This window comes from Bacteroidales bacterium (assembly GCA_035342335.1).
Taxonomy (GTDB): domain Bacteria; phylum Bacteroidota; class Bacteroidia; order Bacteroidales; family JAGONC01; genus JAGONC01.
This window is the reverse complement of sequence record DAOQWY010000004.1, coordinates 40,222-58,612: the sequence shown is the minus strand read 5'-3', so window position 1 is coordinate 58,612 and position 18,391 is coordinate 40,222. Positions and strand designations below refer to the sequence as shown.

At 51.0% G+C, this 18,391-nt stretch carries 14 protein-coding genes; 6 read left to right on the top strand and 8 right to left on the bottom strand.

All coding sequences use genetic code 11. The features are described from left to right. Window positions 1–22 precede the first annotated feature (22 nt). The 5 genes from PKI34_03180 to PKI34_03160 form a co-directional block, all read right to left on the bottom strand. Window positions 23–3,283 carry a glycoside hydrolase family 38 C-terminal domain-containing protein gene (locus tag PKI34_03180; GenBank protein ID HNS16805.1) on the bottom strand — a complete coding sequence of 1,087 codons (3,261 nt, stop codon included), beginning with the start codon at window positions 3,281–3,283 and terminating at the stop codon, window positions 23–25. A gap of 40 nt (window positions 3,284–3,323) precedes the next feature. Continuing rightward, complete coding sequence (locus PKI34_03175; GenBank protein ID HNS16804.1) at window positions 3,324–4,814, bottom strand: alpha-L-fucosidase; 1,491 nt, start codon at window positions 4,812–4,814, stop codon at window positions 3,324–3,326. Window positions 4,815–5,060: 246 nt separating this feature from the next. Then, window positions 5,061–6,053, bottom strand: a complete 993-nt coding sequence (gene mgrA / locus PKI34_03170; protein HNS16803.1) for an L-glyceraldehyde 3-phosphate reductase — start codon at window positions 6,051–6,053, stop codon at window positions 5,061–5,063. Window positions 6,054–6,123: 70 nt separating this feature from the next. Then, window positions 6,124–8,904 carry a glycoside hydrolase family 3 C-terminal domain-containing protein gene (locus tag PKI34_03165; protein HNS16802.1) on the bottom strand — a complete coding sequence of 927 codons (2,781 nt, stop codon included), beginning with the start codon at window positions 8,902–8,904 and terminating at the stop codon, window positions 6,124–6,126. 173 nt (window positions 8,905–9,077) lie between these two features. Beyond that, window positions 9,078–9,302, bottom strand: coding sequence for a hypothetical protein (locus PKI34_03160; GenBank protein HNS16801.1), 225 nt, complete (start codon window positions 9,300–9,302; stop codon window positions 9,078–9,080). Between the two features lie 72 nt (window positions 9,303–9,374). On the opposite strand from PKI34_03160, the gene PKI34_03155 reads away from it, so the two are divergent. Then, window positions 9,375–12,203: a T9SS type A sorting domain-containing protein gene (locus PKI34_03155; GenBank protein ID HNS16800.1), complete on the top strand. Its 2,829-nt coding sequence runs from the start codon at window positions 9,375–9,377 to the stop codon at window positions 12,201–12,203. A gap of 257 nt (window positions 12,204–12,460) precedes the next feature. On the opposite strand, the gene PKI34_03150 is transcribed toward PKI34_03155, so the two are convergent. Then, a complete protein-coding gene (locus PKI34_03150; GenBank protein ID HNS16799.1) occupies window positions 12,461–13,363 on the bottom strand; it encodes a hypothetical protein in 903 nt (300 codons plus the stop codon). Between the two features lie 329 nt (window positions 13,364–13,692). Here PKI34_03150 and PKI34_03145 point away from each other — a divergent pair, with 329 nt between their 5' ends. Further along, window positions 13,693–14,349 carry a hypothetical protein gene (locus tag PKI34_03145; protein HNS16798.1) on the top strand — a complete coding sequence of 219 codons (657 nt, stop codon included), beginning with the start codon at window positions 13,693–13,695 and terminating at the stop codon, window positions 14,347–14,349. Beyond that, window positions 14,346–14,588, top strand: coding sequence for a DUF2007 domain-containing protein (locus PKI34_03140; GenBank protein ID HNS16797.1), 243 nt, complete (start codon window positions 14,346–14,348; stop codon window positions 14,586–14,588). The genes PKI34_03145 and PKI34_03140 overlap by 4 nt, the downstream gene beginning before the upstream one ends. 75 nt (window positions 14,589–14,663) lie before the next feature. Here PKI34_03140 and PKI34_03135 read toward each other — a convergent pair whose 3' ends face one another. Beyond that, window positions 14,664–14,810 (bottom strand): hypothetical protein, encoded by a 147-nt coding sequence (locus PKI34_03135; protein HNS16796.1) that lies wholly within the window; start codon window positions 14,808–14,810, stop codon window positions 14,664–14,666. Window positions 14,811–14,914: 104 nt separating this feature from the next. On the opposite strand from PKI34_03135, the gene PKI34_03130 reads away from it, so the two are divergent. Continuing rightward, complete coding sequence (locus PKI34_03130) at window positions 14,915–16,243, top strand: alpha/beta hydrolase-fold protein (protein ID HNS16795.1); 1,329 nt, start codon at window positions 14,915–14,917, stop codon at window positions 16,241–16,243. Between the two features lie 129 nt (window positions 16,244–16,372). Here the strand turns inward: PKI34_03130 and PKI34_03125 are convergent, their stop codons facing one another. After that, window positions 16,373–16,849, bottom strand: a complete 477-nt coding sequence (locus PKI34_03125; GenBank protein HNS16794.1) for a nuclear transport factor 2 family protein — start codon at window positions 16,847–16,849, stop codon at window positions 16,373–16,375. 371 nt (window positions 16,850–17,220) lie between these two features. Between PKI34_03125 and PKI34_03120 the strand changes: the two genes are divergently transcribed. Together PKI34_03120 and PKI34_03115 are read left to right on the top strand one after the other, a co-directional pair. Further along, a complete protein-coding gene (locus PKI34_03120) occupies window positions 17,221–18,237 on the top strand; it encodes a BMP family protein (GenBank protein ID HNS16793.1) in 1,017 nt (338 codons plus the stop codon). After that, window positions 18,234–18,365, top strand: coding sequence for a pirin-like C-terminal cupin domain-containing protein (locus tag PKI34_03115; GenBank protein ID HNS16792.1), 132 nt, complete (start codon window positions 18,234–18,236; stop codon window positions 18,363–18,365). Before PKI34_03120 ends, PKI34_03115 begins: the two co-directional genes overlap by 4 nt. Window positions 18,366–18,391: the final 26 nt, after the last annotated feature.

The window sequence follows — 18,391 nt, the reverse complement described above, 5'->3', positions numbered from 1 at the left end:
TCCTGCTTGCTGTTTTAGTGATCTAAAACACTACCACCTGCAGCCATCCCATTCCCGGTATCCGGATAGCCTCACGGATAGTTTCAAACGTGTTTCCATCCAAGTCGCTCTGGAAAACCTGTGTCCCCAACAGTCCGGGATCAACGGTAGCCGGCTGCATACTGCTGTTGAAAAGGGTCAGGCAGGTTCCCTTTCCGTCAGCTGAAAGCCGGATGTTAATCAGGTTGACCGCCGGATGATCCCATAAGGGGAAAAGACAGGTTGCCCTGGCATCAGGCCCGCACAGGGCTGCGATCAATGACTGGCGCTGCTCAATGGCCCTTCGTTCTGACTGTACAGCGTCAAATTCTTCATGGGGCAGCAGGATGTACCGGAAGACAAATTCCCCATCCTGGGAAGCCTTGTAATTGGTTTCCCAGTAATTGTTCATCAGGTAGGAATAAAAGGTCTGTGTGGGCTGTAATTTTTTTGTCCATCCAAAGACAGTGGCATCCGTGGAGATCTGTCCGATCTCAATGATCGGGGCGTCCGGGCTTACCCAGGTGATGCCATATCCCTGATTGGATACATCCACCCAGTTCTCCGCAGTGATGTAGTTCCGGCAGGCTCCCGGAAGCTGATCCTCCTCCGCCCTGCATACTGCATACCCCAGGTCATAACGGATGATCCCCTCAGGAACATTGAAGGGAAATGCAAGGTGAATACTTTCGGGTGCAAGGATACCGGTCTTATTGATCCGGTTGATGATCTCGATGCGGTACAGGCCATGGATCAACCTGATTTCACCGGAAAAATAATCACATCCGGGAGGTTGGGCGACTACCTGAAGAGAACTGATGACAGGGCCGGATTCCTTTACTTTAAACTTGATGAGTTCCACAGATTGCGGATGGGAAGGATCCCTTCCGGCCACATAGTAATAGGTATTTAGTCCGGGAAGGACGGATCGGTCAACCAATTCTTTTTTAAGGGATTTGTCATAGATACGGTTAATTGCACCCGTTACCGGATCGACATCAACAATAAAAAACTGATTTTCAAGGCGGTCCTTACCGGATTCATCCTGTAGAACAGCCCTGGACGGATCTAATTCCCAGTAATATATCTTAGATCCAAGGGGAGGGACATTCACTGCCAGGAAAACCGCTTCTCCTGACTTCAGGACCTGAACAGGGGCCATGTTGCCATTCTTATCTTTCACGTGAGCTCCGGAAGGAAGGATTCCCGGTGGAAGTGTCACCAGGTCAGTTCTTTGCCAGGAAGTGGTATTATATACACTCATTGCCCCGGCCCTTTGCTTGCTGGTTACTCCTTCCGGAAGAGCATCAACCAGCAGCGCCCTTGATAACGTATCCCCCCTGAGGGCAAAGGAACGTTTGATCTCCCACTGACGAAGTGTAAACGGGGAAAGAGGCTCACTGATGGAATTCCAGGAGCCCCAAGTGTGTTCATCATAGAGCAACACCTTTTTCCAGGCTTCCCTGAACAATTTTTCGGGATACGACTGAGGATCTTTTAACATCCAGAGTACCTCGGCCTGTTCCAGCCGGCTGGCATTTTGCCGGTTCAGGGCGGTTTCTTTGGCAGATGAATAGGCACCATCTTCCCAGTAACCGGTCAGATCACCTTTAAAAGAAGGCAATTCCTGACCGTACTTCCTTTCAAAGATTTTAAATGCCTCAGAAACGGTTGATATGACAAGCTTTGGTGTACTGTATCTTTGGTTCCATGACTTGACAGTCTGGATCAGGGAGGGATCCACAGGGCCATTGTCTGAACCAATATTGTACCTGAGGATGGCCATGTCGTAAGGATAGTGCTCCGCTGCAAGCTGATGGATGTACGAATGAATTTTCTCCTCAGTCAGCACCCTTTTCAGCTTTTCATAACCCAGTCCCGTATGAAAATACGAATAACCTTTCCCATGAATCCAGCAAAGCACGCTGTCTTCTCCCGATTGTGACACCCACCAGAAGGGCCTGTCACCCCATACCTCGTTCAGGTTCCCAACCCTGTGCCCGCTGTTATTGCCCAGCGAAAGATAGTTCACGCCGCTTTGCACAAGTACAGGCACCAGCCCCCAGGTCAGTCCGGGTATATCGCTGACCATGGCCGATCTGAGTTTGACACCGCATTGCTGGGCTATCCGCTGGGCTGATTCCAGTAACTGGATCAATTCCCGTGAAGAGCATAGACCCGTAAGGGTGTTTGCATAGAGTGCGTTCAGATCCATCCAGCCGTTTTGAACAGCCTGCCAAAAAAGTTCCTGCTTCTGCGGTGAAGCCTGAGCAATCCATGAATCCACTGCCCACATGACTTCCGTATTCCATCTGAACCGCTCTCCCTCAGGAAAATCAGCAGACATTCTGCCCAGGGCAATCGCATCCTCCAGATTTTTCCATTGCATCCGTTCCACTTCATCCTGAACATGCGTGTACCCGATATCGTTATGGGAATGATGCAACAGATAGATGGTTACAGGGACGACCGGATCAACCTGAAAGTCCTGGTCAGCAAGCACTTCTGTACCAACAATCACTTTGATATGAAATGAGGTCGCCGATGTTACAACGGGTACATCCTGACAGAAAACGTTATACCCGAATGAGATCATTTGCTCATGTCTTTTACCGTTCAATTCGATCACGCCCTGCTGAGTATCGCCGTAATAGACGAGGTCGACCCGTAACACCTGTTCGTGGTCAGTTGTTATCGCATTTTCGGCAACAAGGCTTACTTTGTTCCTGGCTTCGTACTTAAAGACCATGAACCACGTCCTGCTTCCGGCTGATTCACCCTGCACCCTGATCCTGAGTGGCCTTCCTTCCGGAAACAGATGGGCCGGAACATCCAGGAAGAGGTACCCCATAAAATCGCTGTACTTATCGACCTGGGTGGCCGTAAATCGTAACGTTGTACGTTCGGGGCCCGGCCATGTGAAATTTTTTTGAACTGTATCCGGAGGAGACTCAATGGTAAAGAACAACCTGTCGTTCAGATGTATGTTCCAGGAGTGAACATCCCCAAGATTGACATCAATGCCTGCCAACATAATGAAAGTCAGTTGTTGCTGACCGGGTGAACAGGAGATGGGCTCCGTTTCCCATTCGATATAGTTGCTGCTGTTCTCTGACCTGACCAGCAGCGATCGGTCAGCATCCGGTTGCGGCGAATGGTATAGCAGCTCTTCTCCTTTTGTGCTTTTAGCATATCCGCTCAAGTAATTCTGGCATAAAAGCAACTCTGTCAACAACACTAGAAATATGGTGATTAAAGATCTCATGTGTTTTTATAAAAATGCCCCTACACTGTAAAGGTATTCCTCAGTGGTTAATGAAATTTGTATTTTTCACTTTATCAACCTTTATCACCCAGGCATAACGACAGGGTGGATTTATTTGAATACTTTTTGGTATACTGATAGAAAATCCATCGCTTTGCCTTTTCCAATTCAGTTTCTGATTTGATCCCATTAACGTAATCCTGGCATCTTTATCAGGGCATAATTCAGATAAACTGACCGTCGATGGCATTTCTTTTTCATCTTCGTCAGCAAGGTAAATGAGGTAGAGTGTTCCGTCTTTTTTCGAGGTAAGGCAGACTTTACCCTCTTTATACGGTTCAATGGCCCGTGTGTCATAAATGGCCTCACCGTTGACCTTCATCCACCCGCCAATTTCTTCCAGCAGCCGGTACGCTCCCTCATCCCAGGCCCCATCCGGGCCGGGAGCAATATTGAGCAAGAGGTTCCCTCCTTTTGCCACAATGTCGACCAGCAGTTGTACAGCCTTATGACCGCTCATATAGTGCGCATCGGGCACCCACGACCATCCGCCGCCTGAAATGATGCAGGATTCCCAGGGAAAGGACAGCGCCTCTTCCGGTACCTGGTTCTCGGGAGTCAGGTAGTTCTGGTTCTTGCCACAAACAGCGCGGTCGACAACGATCAGTCCGGGTTGCTTCTCTCTGGCCTTCCCCACCAGCTCGTCCATCCGGATATCCTGGTTGACAACCGAACTTTTTAAAAATCCGGATCCCCCTGTCGAGGCATGGTCCGCATAATAACGCGCGATCTCTTCAGCAGGTTGCTTTGCCACCCAGCCCCCGTCCAGCCACAGGATATCAATGGGACCATAGCCGGTCATCAACTCCAGTACCTGATCATGGGTGAAACGGATGAACTTCTCCCATTTCTCCGGATATTCCTGAGGATCATAATTCACATTCCTGTCCAGCGGAGGGAAATAAGGATCCCAGTAATATAAGCAGTGCCAGTCGGGTTTTGAGAAATAGGGCCCGACCCACATCCCCTGTTTCCGGAAGGCATCGAATATCTCACGGGTGATATCCGGCCTGGGATGGGCATGAAACGGGCAGTCCGCATCCGTGACTTTATAATCGGTGAGCTTTGTGTCGAACATGCAAAACCCGTCGTGATGCTTGGTGGTGAAGATCAGATAACGCATCCCCGCATCCGCTGCCGCATTCGCCCACCGGTCAGGATCAAAGAGAACCGGGTTGAAGGTCGTTTTCAGATTCTCGTATTCCCTTTTATACTCGGCATAACTTTCAGGATGATTTCCTTTTTTCCGTTCACACCAGCCGTAATCCTCCGGGCAGATGGACCAGGATTCCACGATGCCCCACTGGCTGTAAGGTCCCCAGTGCATTAAAAGCCCGAACTTCAGGTCCTGCCATTGTCCGAGTTTGCTGAGGACCAGCGGATCGGTTTCGGGAACGTAAATCTGACTCTCCTGTGACCAGCTTTCGATACAAATAATACTAAAAAACAATAATATAGTAATCTTTCTCATATATATTAATTGTGGGCTAAAGCCCTGTGTTGCCTACTGCCTGACTTTAAGGGTGTGTCAAAAGGGATTATTATAATGAAAACCGCAAAGAAGCAAAGACGCAAAGTCCTCATATTCAATATTCTTTTTCTTAGCGGCTTTGCGACTTTGCGGTGTAAAATGACTTTTGACACAACCTCCAATTGATAATCCTGCATCATCGGACTTTAGTCCAAAACATCTAAATAGTGTACAACAAAGTATAGCTTAACCGACGATCGTTATAATATCTGAGAGCTCCTCTTCTGTAAACTCCAGATTATTTAACGCATTCAGGTTTTCTTTCAGTTGTTCAACAGTGCTGGCGCCTACCAGTACCGACGTCATGGCATCGTGCCGCAAAATCCAGGCGAGTGCCATCTGTGCCAGGCTTTGGCCTCGCAATCCAGCGATGGTATTCAATTTTTTCACCTTTTCAATGACCTCCGGGGTGATCTGGTGCGGCCGCAGAAACCCGTGCGGTTTGGATGCACGCGAACCCTTCGGAATGCCGTTAAGGTACCGGTCGGTGAGCAATCCCTGCGCCAGTGGGGAAAAGGCGATGCAGCCTATGCCCAACTTGTGGAGGGTGTCCAACAGCTCCTTTTCAATGCCTCGCTTGAACATGTTATAGACCGGCTGATGGATCAGGCAGGGAGTGCCCAGTTTCCGCAGTAACTCCTCAGCACGGATGGTACCCTCGTTCGGATAGTTCGAAATACCTGCGTAAAGGGCTTTCCCGCTTCGTACGATATGGTCCAGTGCGCCAAGAGTCTCATCCAGGGGAGTATTCGTATCCGGACGATGATGGTAAAAGATATCCACATAATCAAGTCCCATCCGTTGAAGGCTCTGGTTGAGACTGGCGATGAGGTACTTTCGTGAACCCCATTCCCCATAGGGCCCCGGCCACATAGAATACCCCGCCTTGGTGGAGATGATCAGCTCATCGCGCCAGGGATGAAGATCCTGCCTGAGAATCCTGCCAAACGTCTCTTCCGCCGAACCGGGAGGAGGACCGTAGTTGTTGGCCAGGTCAAAATGGGTGATGCCCCGGTCAAAGGCTTCCAATACGATCCGGCGTGAAATTTCATAATCATCCACTCCCCCGAAGTTATGCCACATCCCCAGGGAAATGACCGGCAGCAAGATGCCGCTGCGGCCACAGCGGCGATACTCCATCCGGGAGTACCTGTCTTTCGACGCTATGTATTTTTCCATAAGATCAAATTTCAAAAAGCAGAGAGCAAAAATCAAAACACCTTGCAGCTAATAACTTGTAGCTTGTAGCTCACTGAACAGCTATCTCGACCTGCAACCGGATATCCTGCGAGCTGGAGCCCACCATCAGGGTGTATTTCCCAGGCTCAACTTGATAGGTTCCATGCTGCTCATCGTAATACCTCAGTTGCCCTATCTGAACAGGAACCTGGATATGGTTCATTTCACCCGGCTTCAGCATGACTTTTTTAAATCCCACCAGCGTCATCAAGGGTCTGAAGGATTCAGCATTCTCTTTCCGGGCATAGACCTGGATCACCTCTTCCCCTGCACTGCCCGATGTATTGGTTATATCGACCGTCAACTGACAAACACCGCCCTGTGAAAAGACGGAATCCTGTACGGAGGCCTTCAGGTAATCAAAGGTAGCATAGCTCAGTCCGTGGCCAAATGGATACAGTACATCCCCTTTGAAATTCTTGTATGTCCGCTTGTTCATTGAATAATCTTCAAAATCAGGCAGGTCTTCAACGGACTTATAAAACGTGACCGGAAGCTTACCCGATGGATTATAATCTCCGAACAGCACGTCTGCCAATGCCGAGCCACCTGCCTGGCCGGGATACCACGTCTGGATGATGGCCGGGATGTTCCCGTGTGCCCAGTTAACCGAAAGGGCGCTTCCGCCTGTAAGCGCCAGAACCGTTGGCACACCCGATCCATGTACCGCTTTGAGCATTTCTTCATCGATAGCGGGCAGGTTAAGGTGAGTGCGGTCGCCACCGGAAAACCCATCCACCTCCACCTGCATCTCCTCTCCTTCAAGGCTGGGCGATATCCCTCCCACAAAAATGCAGACATCCGCATTTTTCAGTTCAGCCATCATCTCATCATATAAAGTCTGCTCAAATCCCGATTCCCTGACCATCCTCCACTTCAGCCAGATCCCTGCATAGTCAGTATCATCGGCATATTCCAGCCGGATGGTGACCGGTTGGTCTTTCGTAAGAACAAGGGTGACCTTGTTAAACTCCCACCAATCGTCGACCTGCCAGTCGTCGATGACCAGTTCGTCGTTCAGGTACATCCGCCCGCGGTAGTCGGATGAAAAACCAATCTCGTATGTTCCATCGAAAGGAGGTACGATGTATCCCGTCCAACGCACCGAGAAATGGTCAGCGGGTATATTGCCGATGGGAGCCTTCAGACGCCAGCGGGGGCTGATCATGGTGTCAACGGTGGTGACGACCGGTTCTCCCTCTAAATCCGGATTGCTGAAATATTCGGCCTTCAGGCCAAGCTCATCCGATTGGGAGGCAGGATGCAGGAAGCGGCAAGGTATGTCGGTGGGAGTGACCAGCTCGGGCAGGGAGAGGAATCCTTTGCAATAAGAAACTCTTACCCCGTCGCCTGCTCTTTTTCGGATGCCCTCCAGGAAAGTGACCGGACGGGAAGGTGTTCCGTTATAATTACCCAGCAGGATCTCACTCTGATCAGCATAGGGGCCAACCACCACGATCTTGTTGATGGATTCTTTCAGGGGCAGGATGCCATCCTGGTTCTTCAGCAGTACCATGCTCTGGCGTGCGACTTCGGCGGCCAGGTCACCATGTTCTGGTTGGTCGTTTTCTGTGATGGGAATCTGTGCGTAAGGTACCATCTCTCCTGGATCGAACATGCCCAGCCGGATCCTTGCCAGCATGAGCCGCCTGACGGCCTGGTCGATGGTCTCTTCGGCAATAAGTCCTTCTTCCACAGCCTTCTTAAGCGACAGGTATTCGTTGCCACAGGTCAGGTCGCAGCCGGCCTTCACCGCCATGGCCGACGCCTGGTAGGCCGAATCCACGATCCGGTGGCCCGTGTAGATATCCCATATCGCACCGCAGTCCGAAACGATATATCCCTTGAATCCCCAGGCATCCCTGAGGATGTCGTTCAGCAGGCGGGGGCTGGCGCAGCACGCTTCGTCCTGGGTCCGGTTATAGGCGCACATCACCGACCAGGCTCCTGCTTCCCGGATACATGCTTCGAACGCCGGAAGGTAGGTCTCATACAGGTCGCGGTCGTCAACGACGGCGTTGAAACGGTGCCGTGACGACTCCGGTCCGCTGTGCACCGCGAAGTGCTTTGGAGTGGAGATGGTCTTGAAATAGCGGGGATCATCTCCCTGCAGCCCTTTGACAAAGGCGACGGCGATGCGCGAGGTCAGGAACGGGTCTTCTCCGTAGGTTTCCTGTCCCCTTCCCCACCGCGGATCGCGGAAAATGTTGATGTTCGGCGACCAGAAGGTCAGTCCCTGGTAAATGCTCCGTTCGTTGTTCCTGACGTGCTCGTGGTGCTTGGCCCTTGCCTCGGTGGAAATGACCTCAGCCTCCTTCAGGATCAGGTCGGGATTCCAGGTGGCGGCCATACCGATGGCCTGCGGGAACACGGTGGCGATATCATCGCGGCCCACGCCGTGAAGGCATTCGTTCCACCAGTTATAGGCGGGAATCCCCAGCCGTTCAATGGCGGGAGCATTGTTTTGCATCTGAGCGGCCTTCTCCTCCAGGGTCAGCCTGGAAACAATGTCCCCGGCCCGTTCTTCTGCAGAAAGAGAAGGGTCCAGGAACGGGTACCAAGCTTTTTCCCTGCACCCAAAGGGTAAAAGCAGAAACAGCGCAACCGTCAGCATCAGAAAAAACGCGTTATTCTTCATTTTCCTCCTGTATATTTGTTTGGAATCCAGATTCATTGCAACCAGGTTGCCCAGCAGGTAAAGATCATCCCCGCGGCCGGGGGCAATCTCCTCTTCCACCATGGCCCTTAAGGTCCTCAGGCATCCGTGTATGTCACCGATGATGTAGCGCATGGAAGATCAAAAAGCAAAGAGCAAAGTGCAAATTTCAAAAATATTTTCAGGAGTGTCAGGTCTGTTGGATGATTTCCGGTGCATAATGTGCTGATCTGATTACCAGCCAAAGGTAAAAAATCCGTCGATTATTCTGCTTCCTCGTTGAATATCTTGAAGCAGCATTAATTCTGTTAAGTGGTTAAGGTAAGGATGCCGGATACCTTCTTTCCCGAGTCGGGGAAGCTTTTCCCGGCGAACGCCGGGAGATGGGAGGGGGCGGGAAGGAATGACCATTGCCGGTTACCCAGATAGAAGGTGAGGTGAAAGGAGAAGGAGAGGGAGAGGGAGGAAAGGAAATACGATATTTCAATCCTTATCGTATATGTGTGTATGTCGCAATGGTAACCGGCAGTCATTTTTTAACGATCTTTCTTGCTTTTCCTTTATAGATTTCCTATATTTACCGCCTTGCTTAAATTCCTATCACCATGACAAAACGATTGACCTTATTCCTGGCAACAGGATCCATCATCATTACAGCAGGTCTTCTGATGATCTTCCGGTCCCCTGAGCCGTTGACCTCTTCCGTGCAGTCGCCTTCGATCGTGCACACCAGGAAAATGTCCAAAAGCGCCTTAATGCCTTTGATGGCAGAGTACCAGTTCCAAAAGCTGAGAGATCCTGCAACGGACCGTATCCCTCCCAACATCCGGTCACGTGAGCTTTCCTTTGCCTCCCGGCTGCCTGTGGCCGCAACGAGCCGGGAACAGGACTGGATCTGGCGGGGACCCAACAACATCGGCGGCAGGATGCTGTGCATTGCCCTCGACGTAGATGATGAGAGCCACCTGCTGGCAGGCAGCGCCTCCGGTGGCATGTGGCATTCCACCGACGCGGGACAGTCCTGGAAAAAAACAACCTCCCCCGACGCGGAGCAGAGCGCCACGTGCATCGTACAGGACCGCAGGGCAGGAAAGCACCATATCTGGTACTACGGCACCGGCGAACTGCTTAGCACCACCAACCGCAACATCAGCACCAACGTGCGGACGGTCGGTATCGGTAACGGTATCTTCAAATCAACCGATAACGGTGCGTCCTGGGTGCCACTGGCTTCAACACAGGGTGGCTCCCCGGAAGTCCTTAACGAGATCTTCCAGGGTGTCTGGAGGATCGCCACGGACCCGGTCAGCACCGATAAAGACATTGTCTATGCAGCCTGCTACGGGGCCATCATGCGGTCGGAAAACGGAGGCGCCACCTGGCAGGTGGTCCTGGGCGACCTTCCCAACAAATCGTTCTGTACCGACATCGCCATCACCTCTGACGGGATCCTCTACGCCCTGCTGAGCGGCTACGGCTGGGGAGTCGAACCGCCCGACAAAGCCGGCATCTGGCGATCCGCCAACGGCATATCCTGGACAAACATCACTCCCACCGGGTTCCCGGCGGATAACCGTGTTTCACGGCTGGCCCTGGCCCCTTCCAACAACAACGTGATGTACGTCTTTACCGAATCACAGTCTACGGACATGGCGCCCTTTAACGGCTACGCCAATACGGTCAACACGTTCTGGAAGATGACCTGGGATGCGGAAGCCGATACGGCCATCTGGGAAGACCGCACCCCCGGCATGAAAGGTGCAGGCAACGGCGACATCAACAGCTTCCCGAATTCGTTCGTGGTCTATGGCGGATATACGTTCACCATGGGCGTAAAGCCTGACAATGAGAATGTCGTATTCATCGGGGGGCTGAATGTCTACCGCTCTGAGAATGGTTTCGCCGACAGCCTTCAAACCACCTACATCGGCGGGTATCCTTTCGATATGGATTCACTGCACGGCCTACACCCCGACGAGCATGGCATTGCCTTCCTGCACTCGGATCCCAGCGTGATGTTCCTGGCCAACGATGGGGGCATCTATGTCACACAGGACTGCATGGCCGACAGTATGGACAACAGCTGGACCAGGCTTAATTACAAGCTGACGACCACCCAGTTCTACTCCGTTGCGATCGATCACGGAGCGGCCAATGACGACTGGATCCTTGGAGGGCTGCAAGACAATAACTGGTACTATTCCGTCACGGAGGATCCTTCGGAACTCTGGTTCGATATCGATATCTGCTACGACGGCTTCGCCACCTGTGTGGCGGATGACTGGGAATACTGCGTGATCTCGGCCTATAGCGGAAATATCTGGACATCACAGTTCGATGATGACATGCATACGAAAAATATCTTCTACCAGCTCCCCGATACGCTGCTGGCCTATTATGATCCGGTGATGGGCTCGAACTCCCTCTTCCCGTTCTACCAGAATTTCGCGCTGGATCCCAATACCAACGAAATATTCTACCTGCCGACGGTCACCAGCATCTGGCGAAAGGACGACATGAAAGCGGCCTCTTATGACACCAGTCTGCGGAACGTCGGCTGGACCCATCTGAGCAACGTAGACATCGGTCAGGCAAGCGACATCAGCTATATTGCTGTCTCCACCAGCCCGCCCAACCGATTGTACTACGGTACCAGCCTGGGAAAATTGTTCCGCTTGGATGATGCCCACACGGGCAATCCCGTGCCTGTGGATATCACCGGTGATGATTTTCCGCCCAACGCCTTTTTGGCTTTCATCGATATTGATCCCGAAGATGCCGACCACGCGATGGTAGTGTTTTCCAACTATGGAGTTCAAAGCCTGTTTCATACAACCGACGGGGGAGCCACCTGGACCGCTGTGGGAGGCAACCTGGAAGAACATCCGGACGGTTCCGGCTCGGGGCCATCCGTGCGCTGCTCGAAGAAAGTGGTGCGCGACGGCCAGGATGCCGTCTTCGTCGGCACGTCGGTCGGACTGTACTCCACCAATGAGCTGAAAGGGGATTCGACGATCTGGGTGAAGGAAGGAGCATCCTCCATTGGAAACGTGATCGTCGACATGATCGACTCCCGCTCCAGCGACGGATTCATGGCCGTTGGAACGCACGGCAACGGAGTGTACAGCAAGCATTTTGAGCCCACTGCCGGCATCGGTGTACCAATCCTGAAATCATCGCTGACACTGGTCAGGATCTTCCCAAATCCGGCACATGGAACAGCCCAGGTAGAGATATCCTGTGAAACTTCGCAAGCACTTGAGATCCATCTTTATAATTCCGGGGGAAAACTGATGGTTGTCCTCTTCCGTGACCGCATCTCTCCGGGAACACATACGATCCCGGTGGATTTGAATGAAGTCCCCGCTGGCCTTTACCATCTTTGTCTGCTTCCATCTGAAGGAAAAATTGTAAAAAAGATACTGGTGTTGTGAGGATTGTAATAAAACCTTTATTGGCCGCTCATTCTGGTTTAGGGGTTAGGGTCAAGAGGCCGGTTTTGTCTAGGGGTAAAGGTAAGGTGTTTCTTAGTAAACCACACCCTACTTAACCCCTGAACCAAACCGGCATCCTAAACTTAACCCCTAAACCATAATCAAAGGATTTTCATCGTTTAATTTCTTCAGATCGTCCAGACTGTGACACGATAGCACAGTATCAGGTCGGCAGCCTGGAAAGGGTTGTCTGGGAGTTACTTTTTGTAACTTTTATTGGGACGAATGTACAGCGTCATTTTGGCATAATCAAAGATCAGGTTGAACTGTTTCAGCAGACCGGCTGCCAAAACCGCGTCGGCGCCTGTTTGTTTGGAACGAGCCTCGGCTGGGACGAAGGCCGCTTCCAGGTCATAGCTCTCATAAGGACCGATGATCACACGGCTGACGTTTCCCTTCTTCCCATAGATATCTCCGCTGAGTCCGCGGCCCAGGTAAACTTCCCGTATTTCTTCAGGAAGGGTGAACTTTTGCTCCGGCCTTGTCAGCAGCTCCAGGGTTTCAGAAGATGCATAGTCTATGTAGCAGTCTAACAAGACCGGTTCCTCATCCATAACGGATATCCCAACCTTAACACAGGGGATGTTGTTCTCGTTGAAAACAAGTGGGATGGCGGTCCAGAAGCCCTCCTCCGGCCGGAACGAATCCGGATCGTGCAGTGTTATAGTAGAGTCGTCGTAATTGATCTCTACAGCAAAATGTCCAAGCAGTGAATTGCCGGTAACCCCGTCTGAGGGGAATCCCCTGAATGCATCGGTCTGAAGCACCACGAAACGCTGGTCATTGAATTCAACACCCCCGATCGAGAAACTCATCGAGTCGGAAAAGATCGCCGAGGGAGCGCTGCCCTGTCCTGCCCCTCCGACGTTGGCCCCGACCGGATTGACCAGATCGATCGAATCGCGGATATCCGGATTATAGATCAGCAGCCCGTCCCATCCCATACCACTGTCGAGGATGATCCGCAGCGGCCGTGACAGGCCAACATCCACAGGCAGGATCGTTTTATTGTAGTGTACGGTAAAGGGAAAAGACGTTTGTCCGTAGGAGCCGGCTGTGAAAATAAGCATTACTAAAAGAGAGGCTGTTGTGCGTTTCATGGGAAATATATTTTCAGATTGAGGACTCTAAATATAGTTCATTCTGGAATGAAAAGCCGGTAACATTCACGATTTTTCAACACGCTCTCCGATCTTAAGATCCCGAAATATAAAAAAGTCACAATATACGCTTGTTTTTGATTTTCCTCCTTATATTTGACCAACCCAAAGCAGCCACCTCACCCATCGTCAGAGGGCTTCACTGCCGGCTTTTTCAGGGGCAGCGGATCGGATCCGGAGGAATACGTCAACTTCCTTTCGAAAAGTCAGATTGTTGTTTAGTCTGATTTTCTGCAAAAAGTCTATATCCATTTTAAATCTCTGTAACCATGAAACCAATGGTCAAACGGTACATCAGTGACCTTTACAGCCAGTTCCACTATTACGCCGCATGGCTGCCGACATCAAAGGTAGAGGTCGGTTCGATCGGTACGTTCACTGGCTGGGAATTCGAGCGGTTGTCGCATCTGCGCAACGAAGGCATTGACTTCGAGATCCAGGAAGACACCAACCTGACCGATCTGGACTACAGTTCGGAAGGTGCGGTGACCATCAGTCCCAAGGTTTCGGGCAAGGCCCCGGTGGCAGGCAGCGTGCTAAGCGAGGCGGATGCCGGTTTCACGGTGGATTTCTCGCGGAAGCATGCGATCGTATTCCGCGCAAAGGGAGTGGTGTCTTCCAGCATCAAGGATCAGATCAAGCTGGGACGGGAGATCAAGAAAAAGTACGAGGAAGGCAAGTGGAGCAAGAAATGGGTGGTGATCACTGAGCTGGTGAGGGCCGACAGTGCCACGATCCTGATCTCAGGTGCCACAAGCAGCAGGGTGGAGCTCAAGGCCACGGCCAACGTTGGTGCTGCCCGGCTCGATATTGCGGATGCATCCCTTGCGCTGAACGTAGCATTTGAAAAGAATATCGAGACGAAGTTCGTTGCCGAAAAGGGGCTTACGCCGTTGTTCAAGGTAAGGAGAGGGAGGGTAAGATGAACAGCGATCCGGTTATTGAGATCTTTTCCGGCACCTCCTGGGAGGCTGAGGTGGTGAAGAGTCTTTTGTCGGATGCAAGGATCCCGTCGTTTTTAAAAAATGATGTACTGGGTAATTATCTGCTTGATCCCATCATGGCCGGCGGGGTCAAGGTGATGATCCTGGAGTCGGACCGTGAAGCGGCGGAAGAGGTTGTCCAGTGGTATTATGATAGAATGCAGAATGGAAGTGATGAATGACGAACAGAGGAGTGTTGAGTTTTGAATTTTGAAGTCAATCCGTGGTATCTGGGATGAAAAATGGCGATTTCACCCTCAATGTCCCCGGCCTTCCATTTCTTCCATCCGTCTTCCACCACCTGCCAGACTTCCAGCTGTGTTTTTTATCCATTCCTGGACAAAAATGTGAGTTGCCATAAGGGTCATAACGGCCACCAGTGTTGGTTTAACGAGTTTCTTCATGGTCCTGTTTTTATTGATTAATAATAGAAGATATTGATAACGAAACAAATATAGCGAAATATTGATTATATTTAAGCGGGTTTAACCGATTATCACATACTATCATGAAAAACATCATCCTCCTCATCATCGTCATTCTCTTCTGTTCTGCAGGTTTAGCCGGACAGGACCGGTTCCCCATCCGCCAGTTGACCTCCGATCCTGCTCAGGAGGGTTTTGCCACCTGGTCGCCCGACGGAACGAAAATGGCCTTCACCAGTACCCGGTCGGGCAGCTTTGACATCTGGGTGACGGACATCGACCGGAACAAACTCCGAAGCGATCTGGAACCAGCCCAAATAAATGGCGAGTCAATTACCCTGGGAACCTACAGGACCATCCATTCTAATATCCTCAACGAAGATCGCCTGTTATGGGTCCATCTTCCCAAAGAGTATGAAGATACCGGGCTGGCCTACCCGTTTTTGATTCTTCTGTATGTGGATCTTTATAACTACTTTACAGATGCTGTCAGTATTACTGAGAAACTGGGAGAAACTGGTGAGATCCCTCCTGTCATCATCGTTGGGGTAGCCAATACGAACAGGTATCGTGATCTTCTTCCGTATCCAACCCGGTGGGCTCCTGAGGGAGGCAAAGCCGGTGATTTCCTGCGGTTTCTTGAGGAGGAGTTGATTCCCTTTACAGATAGTAATTACAGGACCAAAGAATTCAGGATCCTGGCCGCACCCCAGGCATCAGCGGTCTTCAGTCTGTATTCGCTGATAAACAGACCACACCTTTTCGATGCCACAATAGCGCAGAATCCGTTCATGAACCCGGAGAACGCAGAAAAACTATATCCCCTGGCAGAGGAATTTTTCAGAACCGCAGGCACATTAAAGCATCTTCTCTATGTGGCATGTGAAAAGGATGATCGGCCTGAGGAACTGGAATATATGGAACGATTTACACAACTGCCCGGGGTGAAAACAACGGAAGGTTTTCGATTTGTTCTGGATATCCAGGAGCCCTCCGGTTATTTCATCCCTCCTTTACCCTTCAGGACTGCCCTGAGAGACCTTTTCCCGGGGTATAACCTGCCTGATGAATTCCAGGCGGACTCGCTTCAGGATATTCTTGATTACTACCACGAGCGCTCGGCAGCCTATGGCTTTGCGGTTGATCCCCCTGAACACATGCTTACATTTGAAGGGGATGAATTAATTCAGAGGGGCAAAACGCAGGAAGCTATGGATGTTTTTACGTATCAGCTAAGCCTGTATCCAAAATCACTGAATGCCCTTTTTCGGCTTGGCGAAACCTGCCGGGGACTGGGAGATTATAAGACGGCCCGGGATTACTACAGGAAATTCCTTGATATACGTTCGACAGATGCTGCACGAATCCAGCAACGCATTACGGAAATGGATTCACTGATCAAGGATCAATAATACGCTCTTACTGTCGTGCCTATGGCACTACCATACTTTAACGGCTACACCGTATTTCTTATCTCATCCTTCCTCTCGCCAATCTCCCTCTCCTTCCACCTCTACTTCTACTTCGCTAATCGTTGATGGCTATTCATCATCCTCCTCATCCTCCACCGACACATCTCCCAGGCAAAGCCACTTGCCTCCTTCCTTCACATAAAATTCTGTATACTTTCCCTGCCCCTTATGCTGCTTCTTCTGATCCCCCGTCGTGTAAGTCACAGAATACTGATAATAATAATGGACAACGGCTGCGTTTTCCGTGACGGCGATCCGCGCAGGATTGATCCAGTATCCGTCTTGTGTTGATTTTTCTTTCATCGACCTGAACCATTGCACTACGGCATCCTTGTTCATGGGCAAGGGAGATTCGGAATCCCACCCCTGGAACTTTGGATGCAGTGCTGCAACCATACCTTCAGGATCACCGGCTTTCCATTTCATCCAACTGTTCTCCACCACCTGCCAGACTTCCTTTTGTTCCTTCGTCCATTCCTGGGCGAAGACCGACGTCGTAATGATGGCCATCATGGCCAACAGTAACAGCTTAAGCAGCGTTTTCATGGGATTGTTTGATTTAGGTTAATAATTGAAGTTACTGAAAACGAAACAAATATAGTGAATTGTGGAGGGAAAAGCAAATTGTTTTTTGTTCAGGGGTTAGGGTGAAGAGGCCGGTTTGGTCCAGAGGTTAAGATGAGGGTTATGTACACTAAACCTGACCTTTCAACCAAACTGGCTTCTTAACCTTGACCCCTGAACCAGCTCTTAAAAGGATTTACGAACAAAGGAGTGCTGATTTTTGATTTTTGAAGTTTATTTGCGAAATTGCAAGGCAGTAGGCGGCCTGTCCTGATGAGCGCAGCAAGATCAGGATCAGCGGTCGGCAGGAGGCGGGAGGGGATCCTGGAATTTGGATTTTTTAATATTGTCTTATGAAACACTTCTTTCAGCTCATCATTCAGCTGCTCACAGCAATCCTCTTACTGTCTGGCTGCAACCAGGCGCCAAAAAACGACCGGCAGGAAACCAGTGATAGAAACGACACAATCCTGAAGGTGTTCGCCATTTTCCCCTTGTCGGTTGAAGAACCATGGACCGGCGTTGTTCACCGTGCCCTTCTGGATGCGCAGAAAAGATCAGGTATCCGCTATGATTTTGCACAAAATGTGGGTTACGACGACTTTGAATCCATTCTCCGAAGGCATTGTGCTGGAGGTTATGACCTGATCGTGGGTGATGCCTTCGGATCGGAACAGGTGGTCAGGGAAGTGGCGGATGATTTTCCGGATACCCCGTTCTTTTTTGGGTCAGGCATGGGGCCTAACGGTAAAAACCTGTCCATCTTCGACAACCTCATCCACGAGCCTGCCTGGCTTGCCGGGATGGCAGCCGGCAGCATCACTCAAAAAAACAGGATCGGGATCGTAGCGGCAAAATCTATTCCGGAGGTCAACCGGCTGAACAATGCATTCATTTCCGGAGCAAGGGAAATGAACCGGCAAGTGAAATTTGAGATCACCTACACGGATGAGTTCTATTACCCTCCCGGGGCGGATTCGGCGGCGGAACAACTCATTCAGCAGGGCGCCGACGTAATCTTTGCCGAACGGAAAGGGGCAGAGATAGCCTGCTCGCGACATGACATCCCCGTCATTGGCAATATGGATGATCCACAGGGACAGTTCCGGCTCGTCTTCGTCACCAACCTGAGATGGAACCTGACACCCGCTGTCGGCCACCTCCTGGGCAAGATACGGAGGGGTACGTATACCTCAGAAGACTACAGACCCTGGTCAACCATGGCCCGGGGAGGGGCCTCGATCGACAGGGTCAACGGCTCATTCAAAGGTCTCTCCGCTGAGATTCTGCTGAAAATCGACGAACGACGTAATCAGATCATCAGCGGAACGTTTACCGTACCTATCGTTGAATCGGTTCCCGAATTATGAATCTGCTTTTCGTCCCGGGCAAGACTATCCGCGAACCGGTCGCCTGGGGTGGACCCATCGTGATGAACACCCGCGAAGAGGTACAGCAGGCATTCAGGGAATACGAAGAGGGGACGTTCTTAAGGTAAATGATTCAGGGAATTCCTCGCCCGTA

Bases quoted from the DNA above. Each gene is read 5' to 3' on its own strand.
- PKI34_03180 (HNS16805.1), bottom strand. From the start codon at position 3,283: ATGAGATCTTTAATCACCATATTTCTAGTGTTGTTGACAGAGTTGCTT.
- PKI34_03175 (HNS16804.1), bottom strand. From the start codon at position 4,814: ATGAGAAAGATTACTATATTATTGTTTTTTAGTATTATTTGTATCGAA.
- mgrA (HNS16803.1), bottom strand. From the start codon at position 6,053: ATGGAAAAATACATAGCGTCGAAAGACAGGTACTCCCGGATGGAGTAT.
- PKI34_03165 (HNS16802.1), bottom strand. From the start codon at position 8,904: ATGCGCTACATCATCGGTGACATACACGGATGCCTGAGGACCTTAAGG.
- PKI34_03160 (HNS16801.1), bottom strand. From the start codon at position 9,302: ATGACTGCCGGTTACCATTGCGACATACACACATATACGATAAGGATT.
- PKI34_03155 (HNS16800.1), top strand. From the start codon at position 9,375: ATGACAAAACGATTGACCTTATTCCTGGCAACAGGATCCATCATCATT.
- PKI34_03150 (HNS16799.1), bottom strand. From the start codon at position 13,363: ATGAAACGCACAACAGCCTCTCTTTTAGTAATGCTTATTTTCACAGCC.
- PKI34_03145 (HNS16798.1), top strand. From the start codon at position 13,693: ATGAAACCAATGGTCAAACGGTACATCAGTGACCTTTACAGCCAGTTC.
- PKI34_03140 (HNS16797.1), top strand. From the start codon at position 14,346: ATGAACAGCGATCCGGTTATTGAGATCTTTTCCGGCACCTCCTGGGAG.
- PKI34_03135 (HNS16796.1), bottom strand. From the start codon at position 14,810: ATGAAGAAACTCGTTAAACCAACACTGGTGGCCGTTATGACCCTTATG.
- PKI34_03130 (HNS16795.1), top strand. From the start codon at position 14,915: ATGAAAAACATCATCCTCCTCATCATCGTCATTCTCTTCTGTTCTGCA.
- PKI34_03125 (HNS16794.1), bottom strand. From the start codon at position 16,849: ATGAAAACGCTGCTTAAGCTGTTACTGTTGGCCATGATGGCCATCATT.
- PKI34_03120 (HNS16793.1), top strand. From the start codon at position 17,221: ATGAAACACTTCTTTCAGCTCATCATTCAGCTGCTCACAGCAATCCTC.
- PKI34_03115 (HNS16792.1), top strand. From the start codon at position 18,234: ATGAATCTGCTTTTCGTCCCGGGCAAGACTATCCGCGAACCGGTCGCC.